This window comes from Amycolatopsis sp. cg9 (genome assembly GCF_041346945.1).
GTDB lineage: Bacteria > Actinomycetota > Actinomycetes > Mycobacteriales > Pseudonocardiaceae > Amycolatopsis.
The window spans coordinates 8,945,441-8,967,808 of the sequence record NZ_CP166850.1; the positions used below are offsets into that span (position 1 = coordinate 8,945,441).

The 22,368-nt window shown below is 73.5% G+C and carries 18 protein-coding genes and 1 pseudogene; 4 read left to right on the plus strand and 15 right to left on the minus strand.

Features of this window, described 5'->3' with window-relative positions; genetic code table 11:
- The first annotated feature begins 2 nt into the window (after positions 1-2).
- Genes AB5J73_RS41020 through AB5J73_RS41035 form a run of 4 tightly spaced genes read left to right on the plus strand, consistent with a single transcriptional unit; the run spans position 3 to position 7,351 of the window.
- Positions 3-1,151 (plus strand): DUF58 domain-containing protein, encoded by a 1,149-nt coding sequence (locus AB5J73_RS41020; protein WP_370964389.1) that lies wholly within the window; start codon positions 3-5, stop codon positions 1,149-1,151.
- On the plus strand, positions 1,124-3,526 hold the full coding sequence (locus AB5J73_RS41025; RefSeq protein ID WP_370964390.1) for a transglutaminaseTgpA domain-containing protein: 2,403 nt from the start codon (positions 1,124-1,126) through the stop codon (positions 3,524-3,526). Before AB5J73_RS41020 ends, AB5J73_RS41025 begins: the two co-directional genes overlap by 28 nt.
- 7 nt (positions 3,527-3,533) lie before the next feature.
- Positions 3,534-5,912, plus strand: a complete 2,379-nt coding sequence (locus AB5J73_RS41030) for a PKD domain-containing protein (RefSeq protein WP_370973489.1) — start codon at positions 3,534-3,536, stop codon at positions 5,910-5,912.
- A 2-nt stretch (positions 5,913-5,914) separates the two neighbouring features.
- Positions 5,915-7,351, plus strand: a complete 1,437-nt coding sequence (locus AB5J73_RS41035; protein ID WP_370964391.1) for a hypothetical protein — start codon at positions 5,915-5,917, stop codon at positions 7,349-7,351.
- Between the two features lie 31 nt (positions 7,352-7,382).
- Here the strand turns inward: AB5J73_RS41035 and AB5J73_RS41040 are convergent, their stop codons facing one another.
- The 15 genes and pseudogenes from AB5J73_RS41040 to AB5J73_RS41110 form a co-directional block, all read right to left on the minus strand.
- Positions 7,383-9,404: a DUF4157 domain-containing protein gene (locus AB5J73_RS41040; protein ID WP_370964392.1), complete on the minus strand. Its 2,022-nt coding sequence runs from the start codon at positions 9,402-9,404 to the stop codon at positions 7,383-7,385.
- Positions 9,405-9,507: 103 nt separating this feature from the next.
- On the minus strand, positions 9,508-9,993 hold the full coding sequence (locus AB5J73_RS41045; protein WP_370964393.1) for a zinc-ribbon domain-containing protein: 486 nt from the start codon (positions 9,991-9,993) through the stop codon (positions 9,508-9,510).
- Positions 9,990-10,514 carry a phage tail protein gene (locus tag AB5J73_RS41050; RefSeq protein WP_370964394.1) on the minus strand — a complete coding sequence of 175 codons (525 nt, stop codon included), beginning with the start codon at positions 10,512-10,514 and terminating at the stop codon, positions 9,990-9,992. Before AB5J73_RS41050 ends, AB5J73_RS41045 begins: the two co-directional genes overlap by 4 nt.
- Positions 10,511-12,466, minus strand: coding sequence for a putative baseplate assembly protein (locus AB5J73_RS41055; RefSeq protein ID WP_370964395.1), 1,956 nt, complete (start codon positions 12,464-12,466; stop codon positions 10,511-10,513). Before AB5J73_RS41055 ends, AB5J73_RS41050 begins: the two co-directional genes overlap by 4 nt.
- On the minus strand, positions 12,463-12,873 hold the full coding sequence (locus tag AB5J73_RS41060) for a GPW/gp25 family protein (protein WP_370964396.1): 411 nt from the start codon (positions 12,871-12,873) through the stop codon (positions 12,463-12,465). The genes AB5J73_RS41055 and AB5J73_RS41060 overlap by 4 nt, the downstream gene beginning before the upstream one ends.
- A gap of 3 nt (positions 12,874-12,876) precedes the next feature.
- A complete protein-coding gene (locus tag AB5J73_RS41065) occupies positions 12,877-13,242 on the minus strand; it encodes a PAAR domain-containing protein (protein WP_370964397.1) in 366 nt (121 codons plus the stop codon).
- Between the two features lie 43 nt (positions 13,243-13,285).
- Entirely contained in the window at positions 13,286-14,923 is a 1,638-nt protein-coding gene (locus AB5J73_RS41070) for a VgrG-related protein (protein WP_370964398.1), read from the minus strand.
- Entirely contained in the window at positions 14,916-15,584 is a 669-nt protein-coding gene (locus AB5J73_RS41075; protein ID WP_370964399.1) for a peptidoglycan-binding protein, read from the minus strand. The genes AB5J73_RS41070 and AB5J73_RS41075 overlap by 8 nt, the downstream gene beginning before the upstream one ends.
- Complete coding sequence (locus tag AB5J73_RS41080) at positions 15,584-16,201, minus strand: DUF4157 domain-containing protein (protein WP_370964400.1); 618 nt, start codon at positions 16,199-16,201, stop codon at positions 15,584-15,586. The genes AB5J73_RS41075 and AB5J73_RS41080 overlap by 1 nt, the downstream gene beginning before the upstream one ends.
- 1,303 nt (positions 16,202-17,504) lie before the next feature.
- Positions 17,505-17,966, minus strand: coding sequence for a phage tail protein (locus AB5J73_RS41085; RefSeq protein ID WP_370964401.1), 462 nt, complete (start codon positions 17,964-17,966; stop codon positions 17,505-17,507).
- Positions 17,941-18,105: pseudogene (locus AB5J73_RS41090) on the minus strand (DUF6760 family protein); the annotation flags it as partial. The pseudogene AB5J73_RS41090 and the gene AB5J73_RS41085, both read right to left, overlap by 26 nt.
- Positions 18,106-18,125: 20 nt before the next feature.
- A complete protein-coding gene (locus AB5J73_RS41095) occupies positions 18,126-18,482 on the minus strand; it encodes a hypothetical protein (protein WP_370964402.1) in 357 nt (118 codons plus the stop codon).
- Positions 18,479-18,910, minus strand: coding sequence for a phage tail protein (locus AB5J73_RS41100; protein WP_370964403.1), 432 nt, complete (start codon positions 18,908-18,910; stop codon positions 18,479-18,481). The genes AB5J73_RS41095 and AB5J73_RS41100 overlap by 4 nt, the downstream gene beginning before the upstream one ends.
- 34 nt (positions 18,911-18,944) lie before the next feature.
- Positions 18,945-20,546: a phage tail sheath family protein gene (locus AB5J73_RS41105; RefSeq protein ID WP_370964404.1), complete on the minus strand. Its 1,602-nt coding sequence runs from the start codon at positions 20,544-20,546 to the stop codon at positions 18,945-18,947.
- A gap of 585 nt (positions 20,547-21,131) precedes the next feature.
- Positions 21,132-22,346 carry an Ig-like domain-containing protein gene (locus tag AB5J73_RS41110; protein ID WP_370964405.1) on the minus strand — a complete coding sequence of 405 codons (1,215 nt, stop codon included), beginning with the start codon at positions 22,344-22,346 and terminating at the stop codon, positions 21,132-21,134.
- Positions 22,347-22,368: the final 22 nt, after the last annotated feature.

Sequence of the window (22,368 nt, forward strand, 5' to 3'; positions counted from 1 at the left end):
CGATGCCCACCGGATCGGGATTCCTGCTCGCCGCCACCGCGGTCGTGCTGCTCGGGCTCGGCTGGCTCGCCGACTACCCGGAGCTGGTCGCCGTCGGTTTCGCCTGCCTGGCCGCGCTGCTGGCCGCGGCGGCGTGGATGCTGCTGCGCCCGGACCTCGCCGCGGTCCGCGACGTCCGCCCGCAACGGGTGTCGCCGGGCGAAGAAGCGTTCGGCGTGCTCACCCTGACCAACGAGGCGCGGCGGCGCAGCCCGCCGATCCTCGCCGGCGAGTCGGTCGCGGACACGCGGCTGCAGGTGCCGGTGCCGAGCCTGCGGCCGGGGCAGGAGTACACCGCGAACTACCCGCTGCCGACCGGGAAACGCGGCATCTACCAGGTCGGTCCCCTGACCATCGGGCACACCGACCCGCTGCGGCTGATGCAGGTCGGCAAGACGTACTCGACCTACTCGACGCTGCACGTCCACCCGAAGCTGCACCGGGTGGAGCCGGTGCCCACCGGGCAGACGCGCGACATGGACGGCCCGACGTCGAGCTACGCGCCGCAGGGCGGGGTGGCGTTCCACAGCCTGCGCGAGTACGTGCCGGGCGACGACTACCGGCTGATCCACTGGAAGTCCACCGCGCGGACCGGCGCGCTCATGGTGCGCCACAACGTCGTGCCGAACCAGCCGCGGTTGCTGGTGGTGCTCGACACCAGCCCGGCGGGCTACACCGACGACACCTTCGAGTACGCCGTCAGCGCGGCCGCCTCACTGGCCGTGGCGGCGATCCGCGGTGGGTTCCCCTTGGAGCTGCGCACCACGGCGGGCGGCGCGGTCGCCGGCGACGCGCGGGGCGAGGGCGTGCTCGCCGCGCTGGACCTGCTGGCCGCCGCGGAACGCTCCCCCGCCGACCCCGGCCTGGCCGCGCTCCCCACCATGGTGACGCTCGACGACAGCGTCTCCCTGGGCGTGGTGACCGGCGAGCCCGACCCGCGCACGCTGAGCGTGCTGCCCGTGGTCCGGCGGCACTTCCTGATGGCCAGCCTGATCCAGTTCTCCGAACGGCCCGAAGCCTGGTCCACCGGGCTGCCGGGGATCGTGACGCTGATGGCCCACAGCGTCGAGGAGTTCGTGCAGGCGTGGAACAAGCTGACGCGGACGTCATGACGGCCGGCCGGACCACGCCCGTGCGCATCCGCGAGGAGACCGATCCGCGGGGCGACACCGACGACGGCGGGCGGATCACCCAGACCGTGGAGGCCGCCAGGACGGCGCTCGCCGACGACGGCAGGCACCCGGCGCCACCCCGGTCGTCCGCCGTGGAACGGCTGCTGCGCGCGGCGGCCTACCCGCAGCTGGTCCTCGCCGCGGTCGCCGTGGCCACCACCGGCCTGCCCTACCTGTCCTACTTCAGCGGCCTGGGTTTCCTGATCGCCCTGCTCGTGGCCGCGGGCGGCGGCGTGCTGACTGCCGGGCTCGCCGGGGCACGCCGCCTGCGGGCGCTGCCCACGCTCCTGCTCTGCCTGGCGGCCTTCCTGCCGGTCGCCGTGTTCGCGGTCGGGTACACCACCCTGCGGCACGGCATCCCGACCTGGGACACCCTGCGCGGCCTCGGCGCCGGCCTGACGTCGGGCTGGGCGCGGATGCTCAGCGTCACCCTGCCCGCCGACGCCACCCCCGAGCTGGTGCTGACCCCGGCCCTGCTCACCTGGGCCGCCGCCACGGTGTCGGCGACGCTCGTGGTGCGGACCAGGTCCCTGCTCGCTCCGGCCGTCCCGCCGCTGCTCGTCTTCGGCGTCGCGCTGCTGTTCACCGCCGGCCGCCCGGTCGGCGGTTTCCTGCCCGTCGGCGCGTTCCTCGTCTCGGTGCTGACCTTGGTACTGGCCCGCGCGGGGGCGGCGGATCCGGCCGCGCACATCGCCGACACCCGGGCCGCGTGGGGCCGGTTCGCGTTCGGCCTGCCGGTCGTGCTGCTCGCGGCCGCCGCCGGCCTCGCCGGGATGCACTACCTGCCGCTCGCCACCGGCCAGCACCGGTTCGACCCGCGGACCGTGCTGCCGGTGCAGCTCGACATCGGGGACACGATCTCCCCGCTGGCCACGATCAAGAGCCAGCTGCGCGCGCCCGCGCACGACCTGTTCACGGTGCGCTTCGCCGGGGATCCGGCCGGGGTGGACCGCATCCGGACGTCGGCGCTCGACGACTACGACGGGGCGTTGTGGACCGCGCACGACCGGTTCCTGCTCGCCGGGAAGAGCCTGCCGGCCGGCGACAGCCTCGTCGCGCCGCGCCAGGTGTCGCTCACCGTGCGGGTCAGCGGGCTGCCCGGCCCGTACCTGCCCGAGGCCGGTGCGCCGATCCGCACGACGGCGCCGCGCGTGGGCTACAGCGCGAACTCCGGGGTGCTCGCCACCGACGCGCCGACGTTGTCCGGGCTCGGCTACGACCTCGTCGCCGAGGTCGGCAGCAAGGACGGGCTCGAGCACGCGGTCCCCGCCGCCGACGACGGCCACGACTCCGCGCTGCCCCCCGGCCTCCCGCCCGAGCTGCAGGAGCAGGCCGCGACGCTCGCCGGGGCCGTCGACGAGCCGTGGGCCAAGCTCATGGCCATGCAGGAACGCCTGCGCCGCCTGCCCTACAGCCTCGACGCGCGGCCCGGCCACTCCTACGACGCGCTGCGGCGGCTGTTCGGGTCCAACCCCGCCGACCAGGTCGGCTACGCCGAGCAGTTCGCCGCCGCGTTCGCCGTGCTGGCCCGCTCGCAGGGTTTTCCCACCCGGGTGGCGGTGGGCTACCTGCTGAGCCCGGCGCGCCTCAAGGACGGCACCTACACGGTCACCTCGGCCGACGCCCACGCCTGGCCGGAAGTGCACCTGGCCGGCTACGGCTGGGTGGCGTTCGACCCCACGGACCCGCAGCGGCACGGCGGGGTCGCGCCGAAGCAACCGGACACCCCGCCGGCCGGGAACACCGCGAACGACCGGCCCGACGACCACGGCAAGGCCTCGCAGGTCGGCGTCGACCCCGACCTGCCGAAGCTCGCCGGTGACCGGCTCAGCGTCCTCGACTGGGCGCTGATCGTCCTCATCGGACTCGGCGCGCTGGTGCTGCTGACGCCGATCGCCGTCGCCGCCGAGAAGGTCCGGCGGCGCCGGGCGCGCCGGACCGGCAGCCGCGCCGCGCGGATCACCGGCGCGTGGCAGGAAACCACCGACCGGCTGACCGAGAACGGCGTGCGCGTCTCGGCGTCGTCGACGGCGGGCGAAGTCGCGCACCAGGCCGGTCAGGTGCTCGGCGAACGCGCCGGCGCCGTCGCGCTGCTGGCGCCACTGGCCACCGCCGCGGTGTACAGCCCGGCGGAACCGGACGACACGACGGTCGCCGAAGCCTGGGGCCTGGATGCCCGGCTGCGCCGTGAGCTGCGTGGCACGCGCGGGCCGCTCGTGGCCCTGCGGGCCTGGTTCGACCCGCGCCCGCTGTTCGACCGGCGGCGCGACGCCCGCCGCCGCCGGCGGGCGCTGGAGAAGCTGACGAGGGGATGACGTGGTGATGGCAGGTGCCGGGTTCCTGCGGCGACGCTCGACGAAGGCCGGGCTGCTCGGCCTGGCCTCGGCGCTGGCGGTGGGCGGGATCGCCGCCGCCGGAGCCGGGCGCGGCTACCCGGAGCAGGACGTGCGGCTGCTGTCCGGCTCGGCCTGGCTGGCGTCGGCGAACGTCGGCCAGCTGACGCTGCTCGACGGGCCGTCGGCCGAGGTGTCCGCCCAGGTCCAGGTGGCGACGCCGGGGCACGCGCTCGACGTCGTCCAGCAGGGTTCCACCGCCTACGCGGTCGACCGCACGGCGGGCACCGTGCGGCGGGTCGACGGCGCCACCTACGACCCCACCCCGCCCGTCGCCCCGATCGACGCGGCCCGCGGCGGGCTCACCGCGTTCGCCGGCCGCACCACGCTGTACACATTGGACACCCAGCGCGGGCTGATCGCGGCCGCCGACCCGAACACCCTCGCCCCCCGCGGAGACCCGCTGCCGCTGGCGGCCAAGCTCGCCGCCGGCACGGCGGCGCTCGACGACGCCGACCGGCTCTGGACGCTCGACGACGCCACCGGCGACCTCAGCCGGATCGCCGACGGCAAGCGCACCACGCACCGGCAGTTCACGCGGCCGGGCCACAACCTGCTCACCGTCGCCAACGGCAACCCCGTCGTGGTCAACCCGGCCGAGCGCACCGCGACCGCGGTCGACGCCGCCAGTGGCGAAACCACCGGCACGATCCCGCTCGACCTGCGTCCCGACGACGCCCTGCAGATCAGCGGCTCGCCGCACGGCGACCGCCTCTACGTCGTCGCCTCCCGCGGCGTCCTCGACATCTGCGACCTCGCCGCCGCCACGTGCGACACGACGGTCCCGCTCGACGCCGCCACCCGGCGGCTCGGTGCCGCGGTCGAGGCGGGCGAGCGCCTGTTCGTCCCGGACTACACCACCGGCCAGGTCTACATCGTCGACCTCGCCCACCCCGCGGTGATCGCGAAGACCCAGGTGCTCACCCCGCCGACGACGTTCCAGCTGCTCACCCGCGACGGCATCGTCTTCTTCAACGACCCCGCGACCGAGCGCGCCGGCGTCATCCACCTGGACGGCACGGTGCGGGACGTCGCGAAGTACGACCCGAAGAACCCGGACAAGGGCGTGCACAGCGACACCGGCCAGACGCCCGTGCCGCAGCCGCCGACCGGCCAGCAGCCGCCGGCACCGCCGACCACGCCGGGCAGCACCGACACCCCGCCGAGTGGCACGCGGGTTCCGCCGAACGGCCAGGTCACCCCCACCGACGGCCAGGTGCCGCCGCCGGACGGGGTCCCGCCCACCGACGGTCAGTTCCCGCCCGGCACGAACGACCCGGGGCCGCCGACCGACCCCGGTGTCCCGCCGAGCAGCACTCCGCCGGAGCCACCGGTCCTCCGGATCACCCTGAGCAAGAGCAGCCCGATGGCCGGCGAGGACGTCACTGCCAAGGTCGCCGACCAGCACGGCACTGCTCCGGCCACGGCGCGGTGGGACTTCGGGGACAGCACGCAGGGGGACGGCGCGCTCGTCGTCCACCACTGGGCGACCGCCCGGACGTACCAGGTCAGCGTCCAGGCCACCATGCCCGACGGGCAGCAGGCCACCACTTCGGTGAGCCTCACGGTGAGCGAAATCCCGAAGGCCAGGCTGACGGTGAACATCTCGGGCAGCGGGACCGTGACCGGTGGCGGGATCAGCTGTCCCTCGACCTGCACCGTGACCGTCGACAAAGGACAGTCGATCACCCTGGCGGCCCGCCCGGGCCGGGACTTCGCGTTCTCGGGCTGGGGCGGCGCCTGCTCGGGTGCCGGCGCGTGCACGGTGACCGTGGACGCCGACAAGGCGGTGAGCGCCACCTTCACCAGCACGCTGCCCCCGCCGTCCCCGGAGGACTGCGTGAGCCACGACCCGAACCGGCTGACCATCACGGGGAACGACGCCACCGGTTACACCTTGGTCGACAGCGGCAGCCACCTGATGGCCACGCTGGACACCCGGCAGGACGCGGACAACGCCCTCTCGGTCGCCCGGGGGTACACCCAGCACTGCTTCGACAGCCGCGGCGACTCGCGGTCGGACTGGCTGATGGAGTACTGGAAGGGCGGTGCCGGGGTCGCCGGCCCGGTGTCGAACGAGGACTGCTTGTCCTACAACCCCTCGAACCTGAGCATCGCCGAAGTCAACGACGCGAACGGGCAGTGGTGGTCCCTGCGCGACGGCGGCATGTGGATGGAGGCGTTCAAGGCGCAGGGCGACGCCGTCCGCGCCATGCTGGTCGCCCGGCAGCACAGCAGGCAGTGCTTCATCGGCCGGAACAACCGGCGCCCCGACCACCGGGGCCACATCCTCGAGTACTGGCGCTGACCGTGGCCGGTGCGCTGAAGGTCACGTTCACCCCGGAGCGGCTCACGCTCGGTCCGGGCGAGTCCGCCGAGCTCGAGGTGACCATCCAGAACGCGAGCCGCGTCGTGGAGCACTTCGCGACGACGGTCGTGGGGCTGCCGCGGGAAGACCTGTCGTCGGCCGAGCCGGCCGTGATGAAGCTGCGGCCGCTGGAGACGGGCACCGTCCGGCTCCAGGTGAGCGTGCCCGACCACGGCGGCATGGTCGCCGGGGCGTACGCGCTGGGTGTGCTGGTGCGCTCGCCGTACCAGCGGGAGGTCTCGCGGTGCGAAGAGCTGCCGCTCGACGTGCGGCCGGCCCCCGCGCTGGTGCTGGGCGTGCAGCCGGAGATCGTCACCGGCGGCAAGAGCGGGCTCTACGTGCTGAACCTGGCCAACGAGGGCAACACCCCGCTGGCGGTGGCCCTGGCCGGGCGGGACCAGGAGAACCGGGTCGGCTTCGAGTTCCGGCCGCGCGAGGTGTACCTCGAACCGGGGACGTCGGCGGGTGCCGAACTGACGGTGCGCGCGGACCCGCCGCTCACCGGCCAGGAGGCGCGGCGCGCGCTGACCCTGCGTGCGCACGCGGGGGAGGCCGAGGCGGAGCGGCCGGTGACCTTCCTGCAGCGGCCGCGGGTCGCGGGCGGCCTGCTGCGGGTCGCGACCGTCGCGGCCGGGGTGGCCGTCCTGGCCGGCGCCGCGCTCGGCGGCGCGCTGCTCATCCGCAGCGGCAAGGAAACGCCGGCGGCGCAGGTCGCGCCGCTGAGCCAGCCGGCCGTTCCCGGGGCCCCGTCCGCGCCGGGCGGCAGTACGCCGCCGTCGCCGTCCTCGCCGTCGGGTTCTTCGGCCGCGCCGCCGCCGTCCAGCCCGCCGGCGCAGTCTTCGCAGCCCCCGCCGTCTTCGGCGGCGAGCACCGCGACACCGGCCGGCGCGCGCCTGGTGGACTTCAGCCGCCTGCCGGACGGCTCACCACCGGGCAACCGGATCATTTCCGGCGACCTCTACCAGGCCAAGGGTGTCAAGCTGTCCGCCGACACGCAGGTCGCGCCGCCGGGCTGCGAAGACGCGACCGCGGTCGCGCTCCGCACGGCGGGTTCGTTCGGCAGCTTCCTGACCAGTTCCGGCCAGGCGGGCGCCGACGTGTGCAACACCGACCCGGTCCGCGTCGACTTCACGGCCCCGGCGCACTGGGTCCGCGTGACGTTCACCGGCTCCCCGGCGACGACGAGCTACACGCTGACGGCCCAGCTCGACGACGGCTCGACCCAGCAGGTCGCGGCGACGGTGCAGGCGGGCAACGTGGCCTTCGAGGCACCGGCGGGCACGTCGGTCGCCTCGGTCACCTTCGGCCACACGAACCCCGACCGGACCGCGAAGGAGTTCACCGCGATCAAGGCCCTTTCCTACACCCCGGCCCAGTGACGGCCGTGCGTCGCGGACCTCGGCGGCGTCCCTACCGCAGTGCGCCCCGGATTCCGCCTTCGACGGTGTCGCCGACGAGCCAGTCGGTGAGCAGGTACGCGCCGGCGCCGACGACGAAGCCGATGGCGGTACCCACGCCGGGCGCCACCGAGCCGGCGACGGCACCCGTGGCGGCCGCGGCGAGCAGGCCGCTGATCGCTCCGCCGACCGCCGCCCGGCCGCCGCGAGCGGCGTAGTCCGTGCCGGTGTGGGACCGATCGTCCAGGAGCATCCGGCCCAGTTCGACGACGGGAGCGGCCACCGCGCCGCCCAGCGCACCGGCCCCACTGCGCCCGAAGACCACCAGCAGGCGACCGGAGTTCGCGCCCAGCGCGCCCGCGATGCCCTGGGCCGCGGCGGTTTCCACCCCCGCGCCGACCGCGCCACCCGCGGTTCCGGCGATTCCGGCACCGGCCAGGTCGGAGCCGCTCGGCAGCTCGCCGGTGCGCACCAGCACGACACCGCCTTCCACGACCACCGCGACGACGCCGGCGCCGAACCCGGCGGCGAGCGGGTGCCCGCTGAAGGTTCCCTGACGGCGCAACGATTCCGCCATCGTCGCCGCGTCGGCGATGGGCACCACGACCACGTTGCCGGGCGGGATCTGCTGCCCCGGCGGGACGATCGTGGCCGGGCCCCGGTAGCCGCCGGGCACCGCGAGCACGCTGTCCAGTGGGCGGAACAAGGTGCCCGGCGGGAGATCCCCGCCCTGCACCACGATCGCCGTGTACCCTCCGCGCGGACCGCCGCCGGCCAGGTTCGTGCCGAACTGCGCCGGGGTCGGCTCTCCGGCGAAGAAGTAGGTGCCCGGCCGGCCGCTCGGGTCGGTCAGGTTGCGGTAGCCGGCGGACGGATCGAGTCCGACTCCCCCGCCGGCCAGCTCGATGCCCGGCAGGTTGGCCGAGGGCGTGAGGTGGACGGCACCGCGCTGGGCCACCATCGCCGTCTCCTCCGCCGTCATCGCACGGAGGAACGGGTAATAGCGGCCGAGCAGCTGCGGGGCCAGCGACGGTGTCGGCACGGCGCCGGCCGCCGGCGTGGTGCCGGCCGGGTCGAGTTCGGCGATCACGACGGCGGCGACCCCGTGCCGGGTCAGCAGGGTGCCGAGCTGGCGCGAAGTGAACGTCGGCGGTGCGGAAGCGCCCCCGGCGGTACGCGGGTCAGTGGCCGGCGAAGCGATCCGGGCCGCGTCGCCGCCGGCCACCTGCAGCAGTCCGGTGGGCGCGCCGCCGTCGGCCAGCCACACCTGCCCGGACCGCACGCGCCGGTCCCGTTCGACCTGCAGTTCGGTGTAGCGGGCCTCGCCGGCCCCGGCATCGGCCGAGTTCGACCCGCCGCGCTCGAGCCGGCGCAACTCGTCGAAGAGCGCTTGGTTGGTCAAGTTCGCCGCGGGCACGGCGCCGGGCGACGCTCCGCCGTCCGGCTCCCGACGGACCGCGAGCGCCCCACCCGGCGCCGGCGCTGCGGCTCCCGCCACGCTGACGGCCTGCCCCGCGGCCACCCGCCGCCCCGTCTCGGCGGCCTCGCGCTCGTCGTGTTCGTGCGGATCGCTCACCCGCACGCCGCGCGAAACCTCGGCGCCGCCCGTGGACTCCGGCTGCCGCTGGACGGTGTGGGTCAGCTCGTGCGCCAGCGTCTCCCGCCCGGCCCTGGACCCGGGATCGTAGGCGCCTTCGCCGAAGAACACGTCCTGGCCGACCGTGAACGCCCGCGCGCTCAGCTGCGCCGCCAGCGTGGCCGCGGTGCTGTCCCGGTGGACGCGCACGTCCGGGAGGTCCCGGCCGAATCCCGCCGCCATGTCGGCACGCACCCCCGCCGGCAGCGGCGCGCCCAGCCCGAGCCGCGATCGGATCCGGTCGGCCAGCCCGGTTCCGGGCGGCGCGCCGGTCCGCTCGCCGGCCAGCAGCCGCACCACCATCCCGTTGCCGCCCGCCGCCTGCAGGTCGAGCAGCCCCCGAGTCGCGGGTGAAGCGCTCGTCGCCGGCTTCGCCACCGCCGGCTCGGCGGTCTCCACCTTCGAAGCAGGCTCACGCTGTCGCCTCGCCGTCAATTCCACCACCACCTGACACGTCCCGGCCCGCCTGCTGGATCCGTTCCACCCGCACCGGACGCACGGCCTACAGCAGCAGCGCCAGCAGCCAGACCGCGCCGACCGCCAGCAGCGGTACCGCGATCAGCAGCACGAGCTTCCACCACGACCGCCGCCGGGGCGGGGCGGGCGCCACCGCCGGAGGTCTCGGCATCCAGCGGGCCGGGGACGCCGCGCCGGGCCACAGCTCCTCGCCGCACGTCTCGCAGCGCTTGCGGTGCGGTGGGTTGATCCAGCCGCAGCGGCCGCAGTGCGGACCCGGCACCGTCACCCGGCGGGGGCCCGGGTGACCGTACGACGTCGGGTGCGTGCCCGTCGGCGGTGGCGGCCGACCGGCGGGCGGAGGCCCGGTCCCCTGGTCCGTCGGCTTGTAGACGACCTTGCGCGGCTCCTGCTCGGCGACCGCCGGGCGCTCCAGCAGCAACGGGTAACCGCAGTGCGGGCACAGTTTCGCGCCCTGCGGTGGCAGCGGGCGGCCGCACTCCGGGCAACCCGGCTGGGGGCCGGGCCTCATCCGGCACCGCCGGCCGACCGGACCCGCAGGTCCACGCGCACCCCGATCGGCAACTCCTCGGCCAGGAAGGCCAGCAGCTGCTGCTCGGTCAGCCCGCCGGTGTGGTCGAGCCGGACCACCACGACGTCGGTGGCCGCCGGCACGGTGTCGGCGGGGGCGAAGATGCCGCCCGGGTCGATCACCTCGACCCGGCTGCCGGTGAGCGCCTCCAGCAGCGTCTCCACGCCGTGGCGGGTGCCGCGCCACACGAGCGCCTGCCCCACGGCGCGGATCAGGCGCCGCTGCGCCTCCCGGACCTCGGCGTCGCCCACGCGGGTCGCGTCGATCTCCACGCCGAGCCAGGAAGCCAGGTACACCAGCATCTCCGGGGACGCGAGCCCGACGTCGAGTTCGTGCTCGAGGTCGGAGATCTGGTCACGCAGGGAGTCCGCGATCTCCTCGAACCCCCGGACGAACCCGGCGATCACCCGGTCCCGCCCCATCACGGCGGGCAGCTGCGCGAGCAGCCAGCCGCCGGTCATTGCCGCACCACCACCCGGTGGGACACCGACAGGAACAGCTCGTCCGGGTTGAGCCGGACGCGCTGGCCCGCTTCCTCGGGCTGCCGCCTGCCGCGCAGGTCGGCCAGGAACAGGTGCACGGTCTCGGCCCGCGCCACCCCGGCGACGCCTTGCAGCACCGAGAAGACGTCGCCGATGGACAGGTCGGTGTCGAACGGCCAGCCGCGCCCGGCCGGGCCGCCGGTCACCGGGTTGACGTAGGCGTACAGCGCCGATTCGGCGTCGGCGCGGACCTTCTCCGGCTGCACCGTCGGCGCCGCGTGCACCTCGGCGACGACGGTGATGCCCTGGTACGACGGCTCGTCGATGCGGGCCTGCGTGGTCAGCAGCCGGCGGGCGTCGAGGTACACCTTGATCCGGTCGGACAGCTCGCGCGGCAGGGCGAGGTCGGCCAGGCGCAGCGCCTCGGGGGCGACGTCCACCCGCGGCACCACCAGCAGCCGGGCGGGCTCGCCCGACTTCGCCGGCGGCAGGCACCGGGCGCGGGCGACGCCGGGCGCCGCTTCGAGCGTCAACCGTTCGAAGTCCTTCGCCGTCACCGCCCGGTGGCCGCCGCGCAGGTAGAGCGGGCCGCGGATCTTGGCGTTGTCGACGGTCTCGGCGTCGACGCCGCCGGTGGCGGGCTCGAGGTTGCGGACCGAGTCGACCGAAGGGATGGCGCTGAGCGGGATGATCAGCTTGCCGGCCCCGACGTTGCCCCGCCGTCCGCCGCCGTAGCGGTAGCCGGTGACCCACAGCTGGGAGCCCTCTTCCGGGACCGCGCCGTAGTGGCGGACCCGCCCGTCGCGGCCCGTCACGCTCGGCCCGAAGCGGATCTCGCCGGTCGCGCCGGCCCAGGTGAACACCCGGTCGTCCGGGCTCGCGTCGGTGAAGTCGGCCACCTCCGCCCAGGTGCGCACCTCCGGCTCGCTGCCGTTGTCCCGGCGGGCGAGGACCTCCTGCACGGTCTCCCCGCCCCGCCGGGGCAGGACCGGGGCCCGCCGGACGACGAACGCCTGCCCCGGCTCCCCGGTGCTGGTGCCGATCAGCTCGCGCGGCGCCGGCTCGGCGTGGTGGGCCGCCACCTCGCCACCGAGGCCGGTGGCGTGGATCCCGTGCAGCATCGGGGACGTGTCGTAGGTCCGCCCGTCTTCGAGCGGTTCGACGAGCGTGCAGCGCAGCCAGTGCGCGCGGACCGGGCCGATGGCGAGCTGCTCGTGGTCACCCGCCAGCAGCAGAGTGACCGCGCCGGAGGTGTTGAAGCCGTCGCTGGTGTCGGACAGGACCCGGGCGTCGCGCCACCCGCGGCCGTCCCAGCTCTGCCACCGCCGCGGCGGGTTGCGCGGGTCGATCCCCCGGCCCGCCGCCCCGCTGACCTCGACCTCCAGCTCGATCAGGTTGCGGGCCAGTGAGTTTTCGAAGCCGAGGTACAGCGCGTCCGCCACGGTCAGCGAGCCGAACACCGCGATGGACTCCACGCCGAGCTCCTCGGTGTGGTCGGTGAACCGGCCCTCGGTGCGGGTGAGGCAGGCCTGCAGCACCGGCGCCACCAGCTGCAGGTCGCGGTCGGTCATGAAGACGATCTGGTCGGCGTCCGGGCCGGTCTCGGTGCCGACCTGGGAGCCGGCCGGGACGCGGATCGCCTGTTCCGGCGGCGCCGCCAGGGTGAACAGGAGGTCGGCCCGCGCGGGCGAGGCCGACGCCAGCTCGATGCCGACCAGCTCCAGGAACTTCACGTAGAGCCGGTCGGGCACCTGGTTGAGCCGGTAGAGGATCATCTCGGTCATCCAGGCGAACAGCTCGATCAGCGCGACGCCGGGGTCGGAGACGTTGTGGTCCGTCCACTCGGGACAGTGGCGGGCGATGCGCCGCTTGGCTTCGTCCACGATGTCCTGGAAGCGGCGGTCGTCGAGGTGGGGCGCGGGCAGGCTCATGGCGCCGCCTCCTCCTGGGGGATCACGTAGAACGGGAACACGAGGTTCCGGTGGTCGTTCGTCGCCCGGATCCGGTAACCGATGTCGATCGACACGCGCGCGCCGTCCGCTTCGGCGGTGGCGCTCACCGTGAGCGGTTCGATCCGGGGTTCCCAGCGGGCGACGGCTTCCCGCACGCTCTGCTCGATCCGGCCCAGGGTGTCGAAGTTCACCGGCGCGAACAGGTTCTCCCACATCGCGCAGCCGAAGTCCGGGCGCATCACCCGTTCCCCCGGCGCGGTGGACAGGATCAGCCGAAGCGCCGCGTCGATCTCCTCGCCGCCGCCGACCAGCCGCACGCCGCCGCCCGGCGTGAGCTGCCCGGGAAACGCCCAGCCGCGGCCGATCAGGTCCGCCCGTTCCGCCATCGCTCAGCCCACCAGCACGTTCGCCGAACCGGGCCCGATCGCCGACGTCGGCGCGTCGACGGGGTCGTTGCACGTCCGCACCCGGTCGCCGGTGCGGGCCATGCCCTTGCCGTTGCACAGCACGGTCGCCGAGCCGGTCAGCACCGTGCCGGTGTTGGCGGGCGGGCGCGAGAACGACGTGCCCGGCGGTGGCAGGTGCGGTGGCAGGTTCTGCGCGCCGCTGTTCACCGTCGCGGCCGGGAGCCCGTTGACGAGGACGTCGGCGGACAGCCCGGTCACCAGCTTTCCGGCGAACGGCATCGGGGTCGGGGTGGGCACCGGGCCGCCCGGCGAGGGCGTGAGCACGATGTGCGTGTCGGTGCCGGTCACCGGATCACCTTGCCTCGCTGCGGGTTCTCCCATCGTCGCCTTCCTAGTTGAGCTTGATCGGCTTGCCGGACACGGTCACCGCGCCGGTGGCGGTGATCTCCACCTGCGGACCGTCCAGCACGAGCTTCTGGCCGGCCTTGATCTCGATGCGGTCGGCGGTGAGGACGAGCTTGCGCTCGCCGGTCAGCTTCGACTCGGTCTGCTCCAGGTGCAGCAGGCAGCCGGAGTCGCCCAGCTTCAGCTCGATCGAGCTGGCCGGCTCGTCGGTCAGCACCAGCCGGTGGTCCTTGCGGCTGGCGAGGATCCGCCGCTCCACCTTCCCGCCGCGCGACACCGCGGCCTCCGGCGGCGCGTCCTTGCGGCTCCACAGGCCGCCGAGCACCAGGGGCCGCGCCTTGTCGTCGTTCTCGAAGCCGATCAGGACCTCGTCCCCGACCTCGGGCAGCCACTGCACGCCCCGCTTCGCGCCGGCCCCGGGCGCGACCACGCGGGCCCAGGTGCTCTCGTCGTCGGTCAGGGTCGGGAACCGCACCTTCACCCGCGCCTGGCCCGCCTTGTCGTCGTTGTTGGTCACCACCGCGACGACCAGGCTGCCCCAGCCGCGGCCACCGCCGCCGCCGAGCAGGTCGGCCAGCCCGTCGGACTCCTGGCCGCCGCAGACGAACCGCGTCACGTACGGGCGCCCGGTGCCGTAGACGTGCTCGACGCTGGTGACCCGGTACCGGCCGGCCAGGCGGCGGCCCACCCGGTCGAGCTGGACCTCGGTGCCGGCACCCAGCCACGGATTGCCCGTCGCCTCGCCGCGCAGGACCACCTGACCGCCGGAAGCCTTGCGCAGCAACGCTTCCGCCCGCGCGTCCGCTTCGGGTTTGCTCGCCGCCGGGAACTGCCCCGCCCGCCGCGTGACCGCGCCGAAACCCCGGCGCGCGGCGGCGGCCATCTCCGCGACCGCGGGCGCGTCCGACCCCGGGTCCGGGGTACTGGCCCGGCCGGTGACGGCCCGCTTGTCCACCGGGTCCCATGCGGTGACGACGACCTCGTCGCAGGCGTCCACGGAGGCGAAGCGCACCCGGAAGTCGTGGAGGTTGTCCCCCCACACCAGCACCGGCGGCCGGCGCCGCCCGGCGGGCTTGCGCTTGAAGTGGAACTTGCGTTCGGTGATCCAGAAGTCGTAGCCGATCCGGTCGGCGATGCGCCGCAGGAACGCGTAGTCGGTTTCGCCGTGCTGCAGCGTGTGCTCGCGGATCTCGCTGGTGCCGTCGACGTCGGCGTCGAGGCCGTACTCCCCGGCGATCCGGCGGGCGACATCGGCGTCGGTCATGTTGGTGAACGCCCGCGACTTGCCGCCGCGCGCCAGGCGGTGGGTCAGGTCCAGCCCGGTCACCACGAGCTCGTGCCGTCCGCCCGCGCCGGCCTCGACGGAGATGGCGGTGACCTCGCCGGAGGTGACGACCACCGGCTCGCCCTCCGCGCGGAACGCGATGTCGATCGCCGTGCCGAGCCGGAACCGGTCCTCGTCGAACAGCTCGAAGTGCTGGTCGTCGAAGCGCAGCAGGAACGTGTCGGGCAGCTGCACGGACTCTTCGACCTGCACCAGCGTGAGCCGCCCGTACAGCTCGGTGCGCAGCGGCGAGCCGTCGACGGTGACGAGCACGCCGTCGAGGCGGCGTTCCTCAGTCACGGTGGCGCACCTCGAGCTCGGGCACCGCCAGCGAAACGCCGTCGGGCAGCCGCAGGGGGTCCAGGATGCCGTTGGCCTCGGCGATGACCCGCCACCGGGTCGGGTCGCCGTAGTGCGCGGCGGCGACCCGGTCGAGCGTCTCCCCGGGCAGCAGCCGGTGGACGGTGTGCAGCGACGGCGTGGCCGACGTCGGGTTCTGCAGCGGCAGCTCGGCTTCGTCCTTCCACTGCTTCAGTGAAACGTCGGCCTTGGCGCGCAACGGCGTGCCACTGCCGGCGAAGTAGGTGAACCGCACCTGCAGGCGTTCGACCACGGCTTTGAAGGAGTAGGTGGCGCCCCAGTGGAATTCGACCCACGGCGGGCGGGCGGAGTTGCGCCCGCGGTCGGAGCCGGCGAGCTTCGGGTCGACCTTCATCAGGCCCAGCAGCCGGTCGGTGTGCTCGGTGACCGGGTCGCCGGTGCGCGTGGTGTCGAAGGTCAGGCTCATCGTCAGCGTCGCCGACTGCCCGGCCTGGAACCGCAGCTGCGGCGCGTTCTTGCCCTTGGCTTCCTTCGCGCTCCAGGTGTTGGACTTGGCGATGGTGAGCTCGGCGGGGTTGAACATGCAGTCGATCCGCCCGCCGCCTTCGATCTGCAGGTACGCCTTGACCGGAGCGGACATCAGAACACCCCCGTGTACCGGCCGCCGCGGCGTTCGAGCTGGCGCAGGACGCGCGCTTCGATGGCCTCGGCGATCCGGTCGAGATCGACGCCCGCGCCCGGCGGTCCACTCGCGACGGTCACCGCCGCGCGGTTCGCCGTCTCGGCAACGGGTCCGGCCGCTTCGCCGGCCGTGTCCCGGGCCTCTCCCGCCGCGACTTGCGCGGCGGCGCCGAAGTACTGGGTGACCGGCTGGCGGGCCTGAGCGACCTCGTCGGCCACCGCGGCCTTCGCGGCCTGCGTCGCGACGTCCACGACCCCGCCCGCACCGGCCCCGCCGACGGGCAGGCGGTCCACGACCCCGGCGGAGACGGCCCGATCGGCCGTGCTCCGGACGGCTTCACCGGCCGAACGGGCGGCCCGTTCGTCCTCGTCGGCCGCCCCCTCGGGCAGCCCGAGCAGGAACCGCGGCCGCCCGACCGGGCGGCGGGCGTGCGCGAGTTCGTGCGCGAGCACGCCGAGCGCGGCAGGCCGGGAGCCGGGCGGCGTGCTCAGGTGCACGGTGCTGCCGGTGGTGGCCCCGAGTGCCCCGGCGGCGGCGAGCGCCGCCCGGGTGCGCGGCCCGGTGGTGTAGCGCACGGGAGAGTTCCCGGCCAAGCGGTGGACGAGCGGCCGGAGGACAGCGGGGAACGACCGAGGAGTTTCCAGCGGCTGCCGGGCGACGGCGGCCCGCCACCGGCGTTCGGCGGTCCGCGGTTCCCGCACCGGGCCATCGGCGGCGGAACCCGGCGGCGCGGCTGCCCTCCGGACGAGCCGCCTGCCTGCCGAAGAGTTCGTGTGGGGCGAGATCGTTCCCGCGGAGGCCCTTCCGGCTGAACGCCCACTTGCCGGCACCACTCGTCGGGTGGGGTCCGCGCCGGCCGGAACCGGCCCGAGCGAGGTCGCTCGCCCGGAGGCCGATTCGGCCGCGCTCGCCCCGGACCGAGCGCCGGTCGCACCCGGGTTCTTTCCGGCCAGGCGCGCCCCGGCCGGGATTCCGACGGCCACGCCGATTCCGGGCAAACCCGCGCGGACCGGGATCCCGACAGCCGAAGTCACGCCGGCCGGGCCCGGCGCAGCCGAGTCCATTCCGATCAGGCCCGCGCCAACCGGGCTCCCGCTGGCCGAACTCCCACCGGCCGGACCGGATGCGGCCGAGTTCATTCCGGTCGGGCTCGCGCCTAGCGGGATCCCGCCGGTCAGACCGAGTGCAGCCGAGCCCGATCCGGCCAGGCCCGGACCGGCCGAACTCCCACCGGCCAAGCCGATTCCGGCCAAGCCCGCGCCGGCCGAGCGCCGCCTCACCGAAGCTCGCACGGCCAGGCCCGCACCGGCCCAGCCTGCCACTCCCCCAGTCGTGCCGGTCGGGCCCGCACCGGCCGCGGTTGCTCTTCCCCAAGCCGTGCTGGTCGGGCCCGCACCGGCCGCGGTTGCCGTTCCCCCAATCGTTCCGGCCAAGCCGGCCAGGCGCCCCATTGCCGGATCCGTCTTCGCCGAAGCCACTCCGGCCAGACCACCCCCGGCTAGAATCCCCCGCCTCGAAGCCGTCCCAGTCGGCCCGGCACCGACCGAAGGCCCCGCAGCCAGCGAGGCGGGCCGGGCAACCCGACCCGCCACGGCGAGCGGCGTCTTGCGCACGACCGCCGGCGTTCCCCGGCCGGCAGCAGCCCGGCTCGTGAGCGCGATCGTCCGTGGCACCAGCGGTTTCGACGCCGGCCGAGCCGTGGTCACGGCCGGGTCGGAACTCGACCTGGCCACCATCCACCGGGCGACCACGCGCCACCAAGGCGGCCGCACCGCGAGACCGGACACCGCACCGCCCGGCCGCTGTCCCGTGCGCGCGCGGCGCGGGAACAGCCGGCGAGTCACCCGCGAAAGCCGGCCGAGAGCCGTGGCGCCGAGGCTACTTCTCCGGTTTGAAGCCACAGTGGCACACCTCCAGCTCCTCGACGGCGAGATCGCGGGAGGACGCCGCCAGCCGCGGGCCCGTCCACTTCACCGGGTACGCCTCGACGAAGCTCCAGCGGCGCACGGTCTTGCCCGTGGTGTCCAGGAGCTTCACCGAGCCGCCGAGGCGCTCGAGCCGGTTGTCCGCCTTGGCGAACCCGTCACCGGAGCACTTCGCGAACCACTCGAACAGGTTGTCCGATTCGGTGATCCCGCGTTTGAGCACGAGGTTCGGCCACTTCATCCGGCCCGGCAGCTTGTGCGTGTAGTGGTTCTGGCCGCCTTCGGCCAGCTCCTCCGTGTCGATCTGCACCGACAGCCCCGAGACCTCGGTGAACGCCCCGATCGTCAGGCCGTCCACCAGGAACACGAACCGGCCGGTGAACGGCGGGTCAGGCGTGCGTGCCGTCCCGGTCACCCTCCACCCCCTGCCAGAACCGCTCGTTCAATCCGCCGACCTCGGTGAGCAACCTGATCCGGTCGCCGTGTTCGAGGTCGAGCAGCTGGTCAAGGCCCCAGTGCAGGTGGTAGGCCAGGTAGGCGACCTCCCGCCAGAGCTCGTCGACGGCGTAGCGCGCTAGTCCACCGCCAGCACCTCCTGCGGGAAAGGGCTGCCCGGCTCCAGCGTGTCCAGGATGGTCGCGTCGCCGAAGTTGATGATCCGGTAGAAGTCCTGCAGGTACTGGTAGTCGCCGACGAACAGCTTCTCCACCACCTTCGGCGTCACCTGGCCGACGTCGCCCAGCTCGGTGATCACCTTCGCCAGGACGATCACCGTCGCGTAGGCCTCGTTCTCCTTGACCCGGGGGTCGCGCAGCGGCTCGATCTCGTCGCGCGCGCAGGCCAGCCGCATGACGCCGGTGCGGTGCAGCGAACCTTCGTCGTCCACGTAGCCCTTGGGCAGCGTGAACGCGTATTCGGTGTGCAGGCTCACGCGCGGACCAGGCCTTCGTGGGTGATGACGACCTTCTCGGTCGCGACGTCGTTGGCGCCGGCGTCGAAGTCCGCGCCGGTCCACTTGGACGGCCACCCGTCGGTGAAGTTCCACCGGGCGACCTCTTCCATCTTGGAGTTCTTCGCGACGATCGACCCGTGCCGCCGGGCCTTGTCGATGTCGCCGTCGATCACCTCCTTGCGCCACTCCCACAGCGAGTGCGAGCTGTCGATCCGGCGTTCCAGGGTGATGTCGGACCACTTCATCGCGCCCGGCTGCTTGCGGATGATCATCCGGCCGTCCTTGGTGACTTCCTTGTACTCGATCGTCTCGGTCTCCGACTCGATCCCGGAGACCTTGCGGAAACTCCCCATTTCGACACTGTCGATCTCCAGCACGAAGACCGACGTCGTCGCGAGATCCGGCACTTGCTACTCCTTCCGGGAGCTACTCCGACGTGCGCTATTCCGACGTCGTGGCGCCGCCCTGCCACTGGCTGATCCGGAACACGACGAACTCGGCCGGCTTCACCGGGGCGAGCCCGACGTCGACGACCAGCTTCCCCTCGCCCACCGAGGTCTCCGGGTTGTTGGACTCGTCGCACAGGATGTAGAAAGCCTGGTCGGGCGTGGCGCCGACCAGGGCGCCCTGCATCCAGAGGCCGTGCAGGAACGCGGCGACGGTGCGCCGGACCCGCGCCCACAGGTCGCTGTCGTTCGGTTCGAACACGACCCACTGCGTTCCGCGCCGGATGCTCTCCTCGATGAAGATGAACAGCCGCCGCACGTTGACGTAGCGCCAGCTCTGGTCGGTCGCCGCCAAGGTGCGCGCACCCCAGATCCGGATCCCGTTGGCGCCGAAGGACCGGATGCAGTTGACCTGCGCGGGGTTGAGCAGGTCCTGCTCGCCGTCGGTGACGTCGTTCTCGAGCCGCGCGACGCCGCGGCAGACCTCGTTCGCCGGCGCCTTCCACACGCCGCGGCTCCCGTCCGTGCGGGCCCAGACACCGGCCACGTGCCCGCTCGGCGGCACGGTGAGGAAGCGGTCGCCGTTCGTCGAACCCGGGCGGGTGAGCGGGTTCGGCACCACCAGGTGCGGGTAGTACGCGACGCCGAACGCGCTGTCCTTGCCCAGTGCCGAGCGCCATTCCAGCGCGCGCTGCGCGTCGAGGCCGGGCGGCGCGTCGAGGATCGCCATCTTCGTCCGGCTGCGCTCGCACCAGTCCACCAGCCGGCCCTGGGCGGCCAGGTAGAGCTCGTCGTCGAACGAACCGTCGTCGCGGGTCGCGAGGGTGATCAGGTCGGGGACGGCCACCATGCTCACCGTGTCGGCGACCGCGAGCCCGTTGTACCCGGTGCGGGCCGCCTCGGATCCTTCGAACTCCTGCGGCGAAACGCTCGCCGCGACCGGGGCGGCGGGTTCGATCGGGTACCGGCCCGGTGCCGGCAGCCGGTCGGTCAGCGCCGTGCCGGGGACGTTGTGCACCTCGACCCGGATGAGCTTGGAGCGCCCGTTGACCAGCTTCTCCACGCCGCGCTGGCCGCGGCCGAGGCCGACCGCCGGGTAGTCCTCCCTGACCTGCCCGTCTTCCACGACCTTCAGGGTGAACTCGCCCACGGCGGGTTCCTCGCCCTCCGCCGGCGGTGCGGGCGGCTCGATGACGACCTCGCAGCGCGAGCCCGGCTCGAGGGCCTCGACCGTGAGGGTTTCGATCTCCTGCTTGCCACCGGTCACCAGGACGCGCCGGGGCCGGCCCGCCGAGCCGTCCGGGGCCGGGATGCGCACGATGTAGCAGGTGGTGCCGCCGTTCTCGAAAAAGCCCTTCACCGCGTGCGGCAGCAGGATGCCGGGCGCGAACCCGCCGTAGATCCGCTCGTACTGCGGCCAGCTCGTCACCAGCTGCGGTTTCACGCCTTCCGCGTCGGCCGGATCACCGGCCTCGGCGTGGTAGGCAGCGGTGAACCCGACGAAAGCCGCGACCGAGGTGCCGACCCCCTGCAGTGGCATCGACCCGCTCGGGCGTTCCTCGATGTAGACCCCTGGGGCGCCGTAGGTCGCCGCCATGTTCGACTCCTAGGTTCGGACGTGCATTTCTCGCCGAATCATTCGGCGCTCCGTCAGATATTCGCGCGAACGTGCCTGATGCCGTGCCACCCTCCCCTGCGCGTTTCTCCGTACAAGGGGTAAACATTGCCCACACCGCAATTCAACGTCAAGCCCCTCGACGGGTTCGTCGCCGGACGGCAACCGCTCGGCCGGCACCGCACCCCGCACCGGCGAATTCCCCTTTGACCGCCCGAAGGGGCAGCGAAGATCAACGGCGCCCGCCGGATCTTGTTCGGCCGTCCGCCGCAGCAATGCATGACCCGAACGCCCCAGCGCGCCACCCGGCCCGAAATCCGGACGAGGTCGCCCGACAATTCTCGGCGAAAAGCCGATGCCGTTTCGCCAAAATGCTCCGGCGAGCGCGGAGTCCGTCACTGATCGAGCCCGTGCGGACACGGCGCCCGGTACGGGATTTCGTCGGAAACGTATTGGTGCCAACGTTCCGAGGTGAGGATGTCAGCACCTGCGCTGATAAAGCAGGACGCCTCCGGCGCAGTCGCTGCGCCGGAGGCGTCCTCTGGTTCGTCGTGCCGGTGGTGGCGCTCAGCCGCGCAGGGCGCTGCCCGCCTGCCAGGCGCTCCAGCTGATGGCCCAGTCCCCGTGTCCGTTGTTGATCGACAGCTGCGGGCCGCCCGAGTTGGTGATCTCGACGACGTCGCCGACGTTGAAGGTGTCGAAGAACCACTTGGCGTTCTCGGTGTTCATGTTGAGGCAGCCGTTGGAGACGTTGTCGCTGCCCTGCACACCCACCGTCTTCAGGTTCTCGTGCAGGTATTCACCGTCGTTGGAGATCCGGACGTTCCAGTTCTCCGGCGCCTTGTAGTAGCCGGGGTCGCCCTCGCACACGCCGTAGCTGCAGGAGTCCATGATCTTGTGGTCCTCCTTCGACAGCACGGTGTGCGTGCCGTTGAAGGTCGGTGTCGGGCCCCGCGGCGGGGTGTCGGCGGTCTTGCCCATGCTGATCGGCGCGGTTTTCACCAGCTGCCCGTTGTGGAACGCCTTGATCTGGTGCGTCTTGCCGTCCGCCTTGGCGATCCAGGAGTCGTGCACCTTGTAGGTGGCCGAGACGTCCTGGCCGCCGTACACGCCGCCGCCGATCGGCGTGCCGAAGGTCGTGGTCTCGAGCTTCACCGTCGAGCCGGCCTTCCAGTAGTCCTTGGGCCGGAAGTGCACTTCGCGTTTGCCCACCCAGTACCAGCCGCCGTCCTGGGCCGGGGACGACGTCACCTTGAACGACTTCTCCACCGCGGCCTTGTCGGTGATGTCGTGGTCGAACTTCAGGCCGATGACCAGGCCGACGCCGAAATCGCCGGACGACGGCTGGAAGAGCGACGGCGTGGCGACCCCGGCCGGCTTGAGCGTGTGCACTTCCCCGTGCTGCTCGGTCGCCGCGCCCGCCTGGTTCACCGCGGTGGCGGCCACCTGGTACGTGGCCCCGTACCGGAGGTGGTCCTTGCTGGTCCACGTCGTCTTGTCCGGCGAGAGGTCGCCCTCGACGGCGTTGCCGGTCTGCGGGTTCGTGACCGCGACCGCCTGCAACGTGCCCCCCGACGCCTTGACGACGATCGGGTCCTTCGGGCTCAGCTGGTCTCCGGCACCGGGCACGAACGCCACCGTCGCGGCCGGTACGCCGGGTACCGCCGCCGTCCCTGACGCACCGACGGCTCCGGCCGCTTGCGCGGTCCCCGCGGTCTCGGTCTGTCCACTACACGCAGCCAACAGCAGGGCCACCACGCCGAGCCCGGCGATACGGATCACTCTCACGTCCCATCAGACGTTC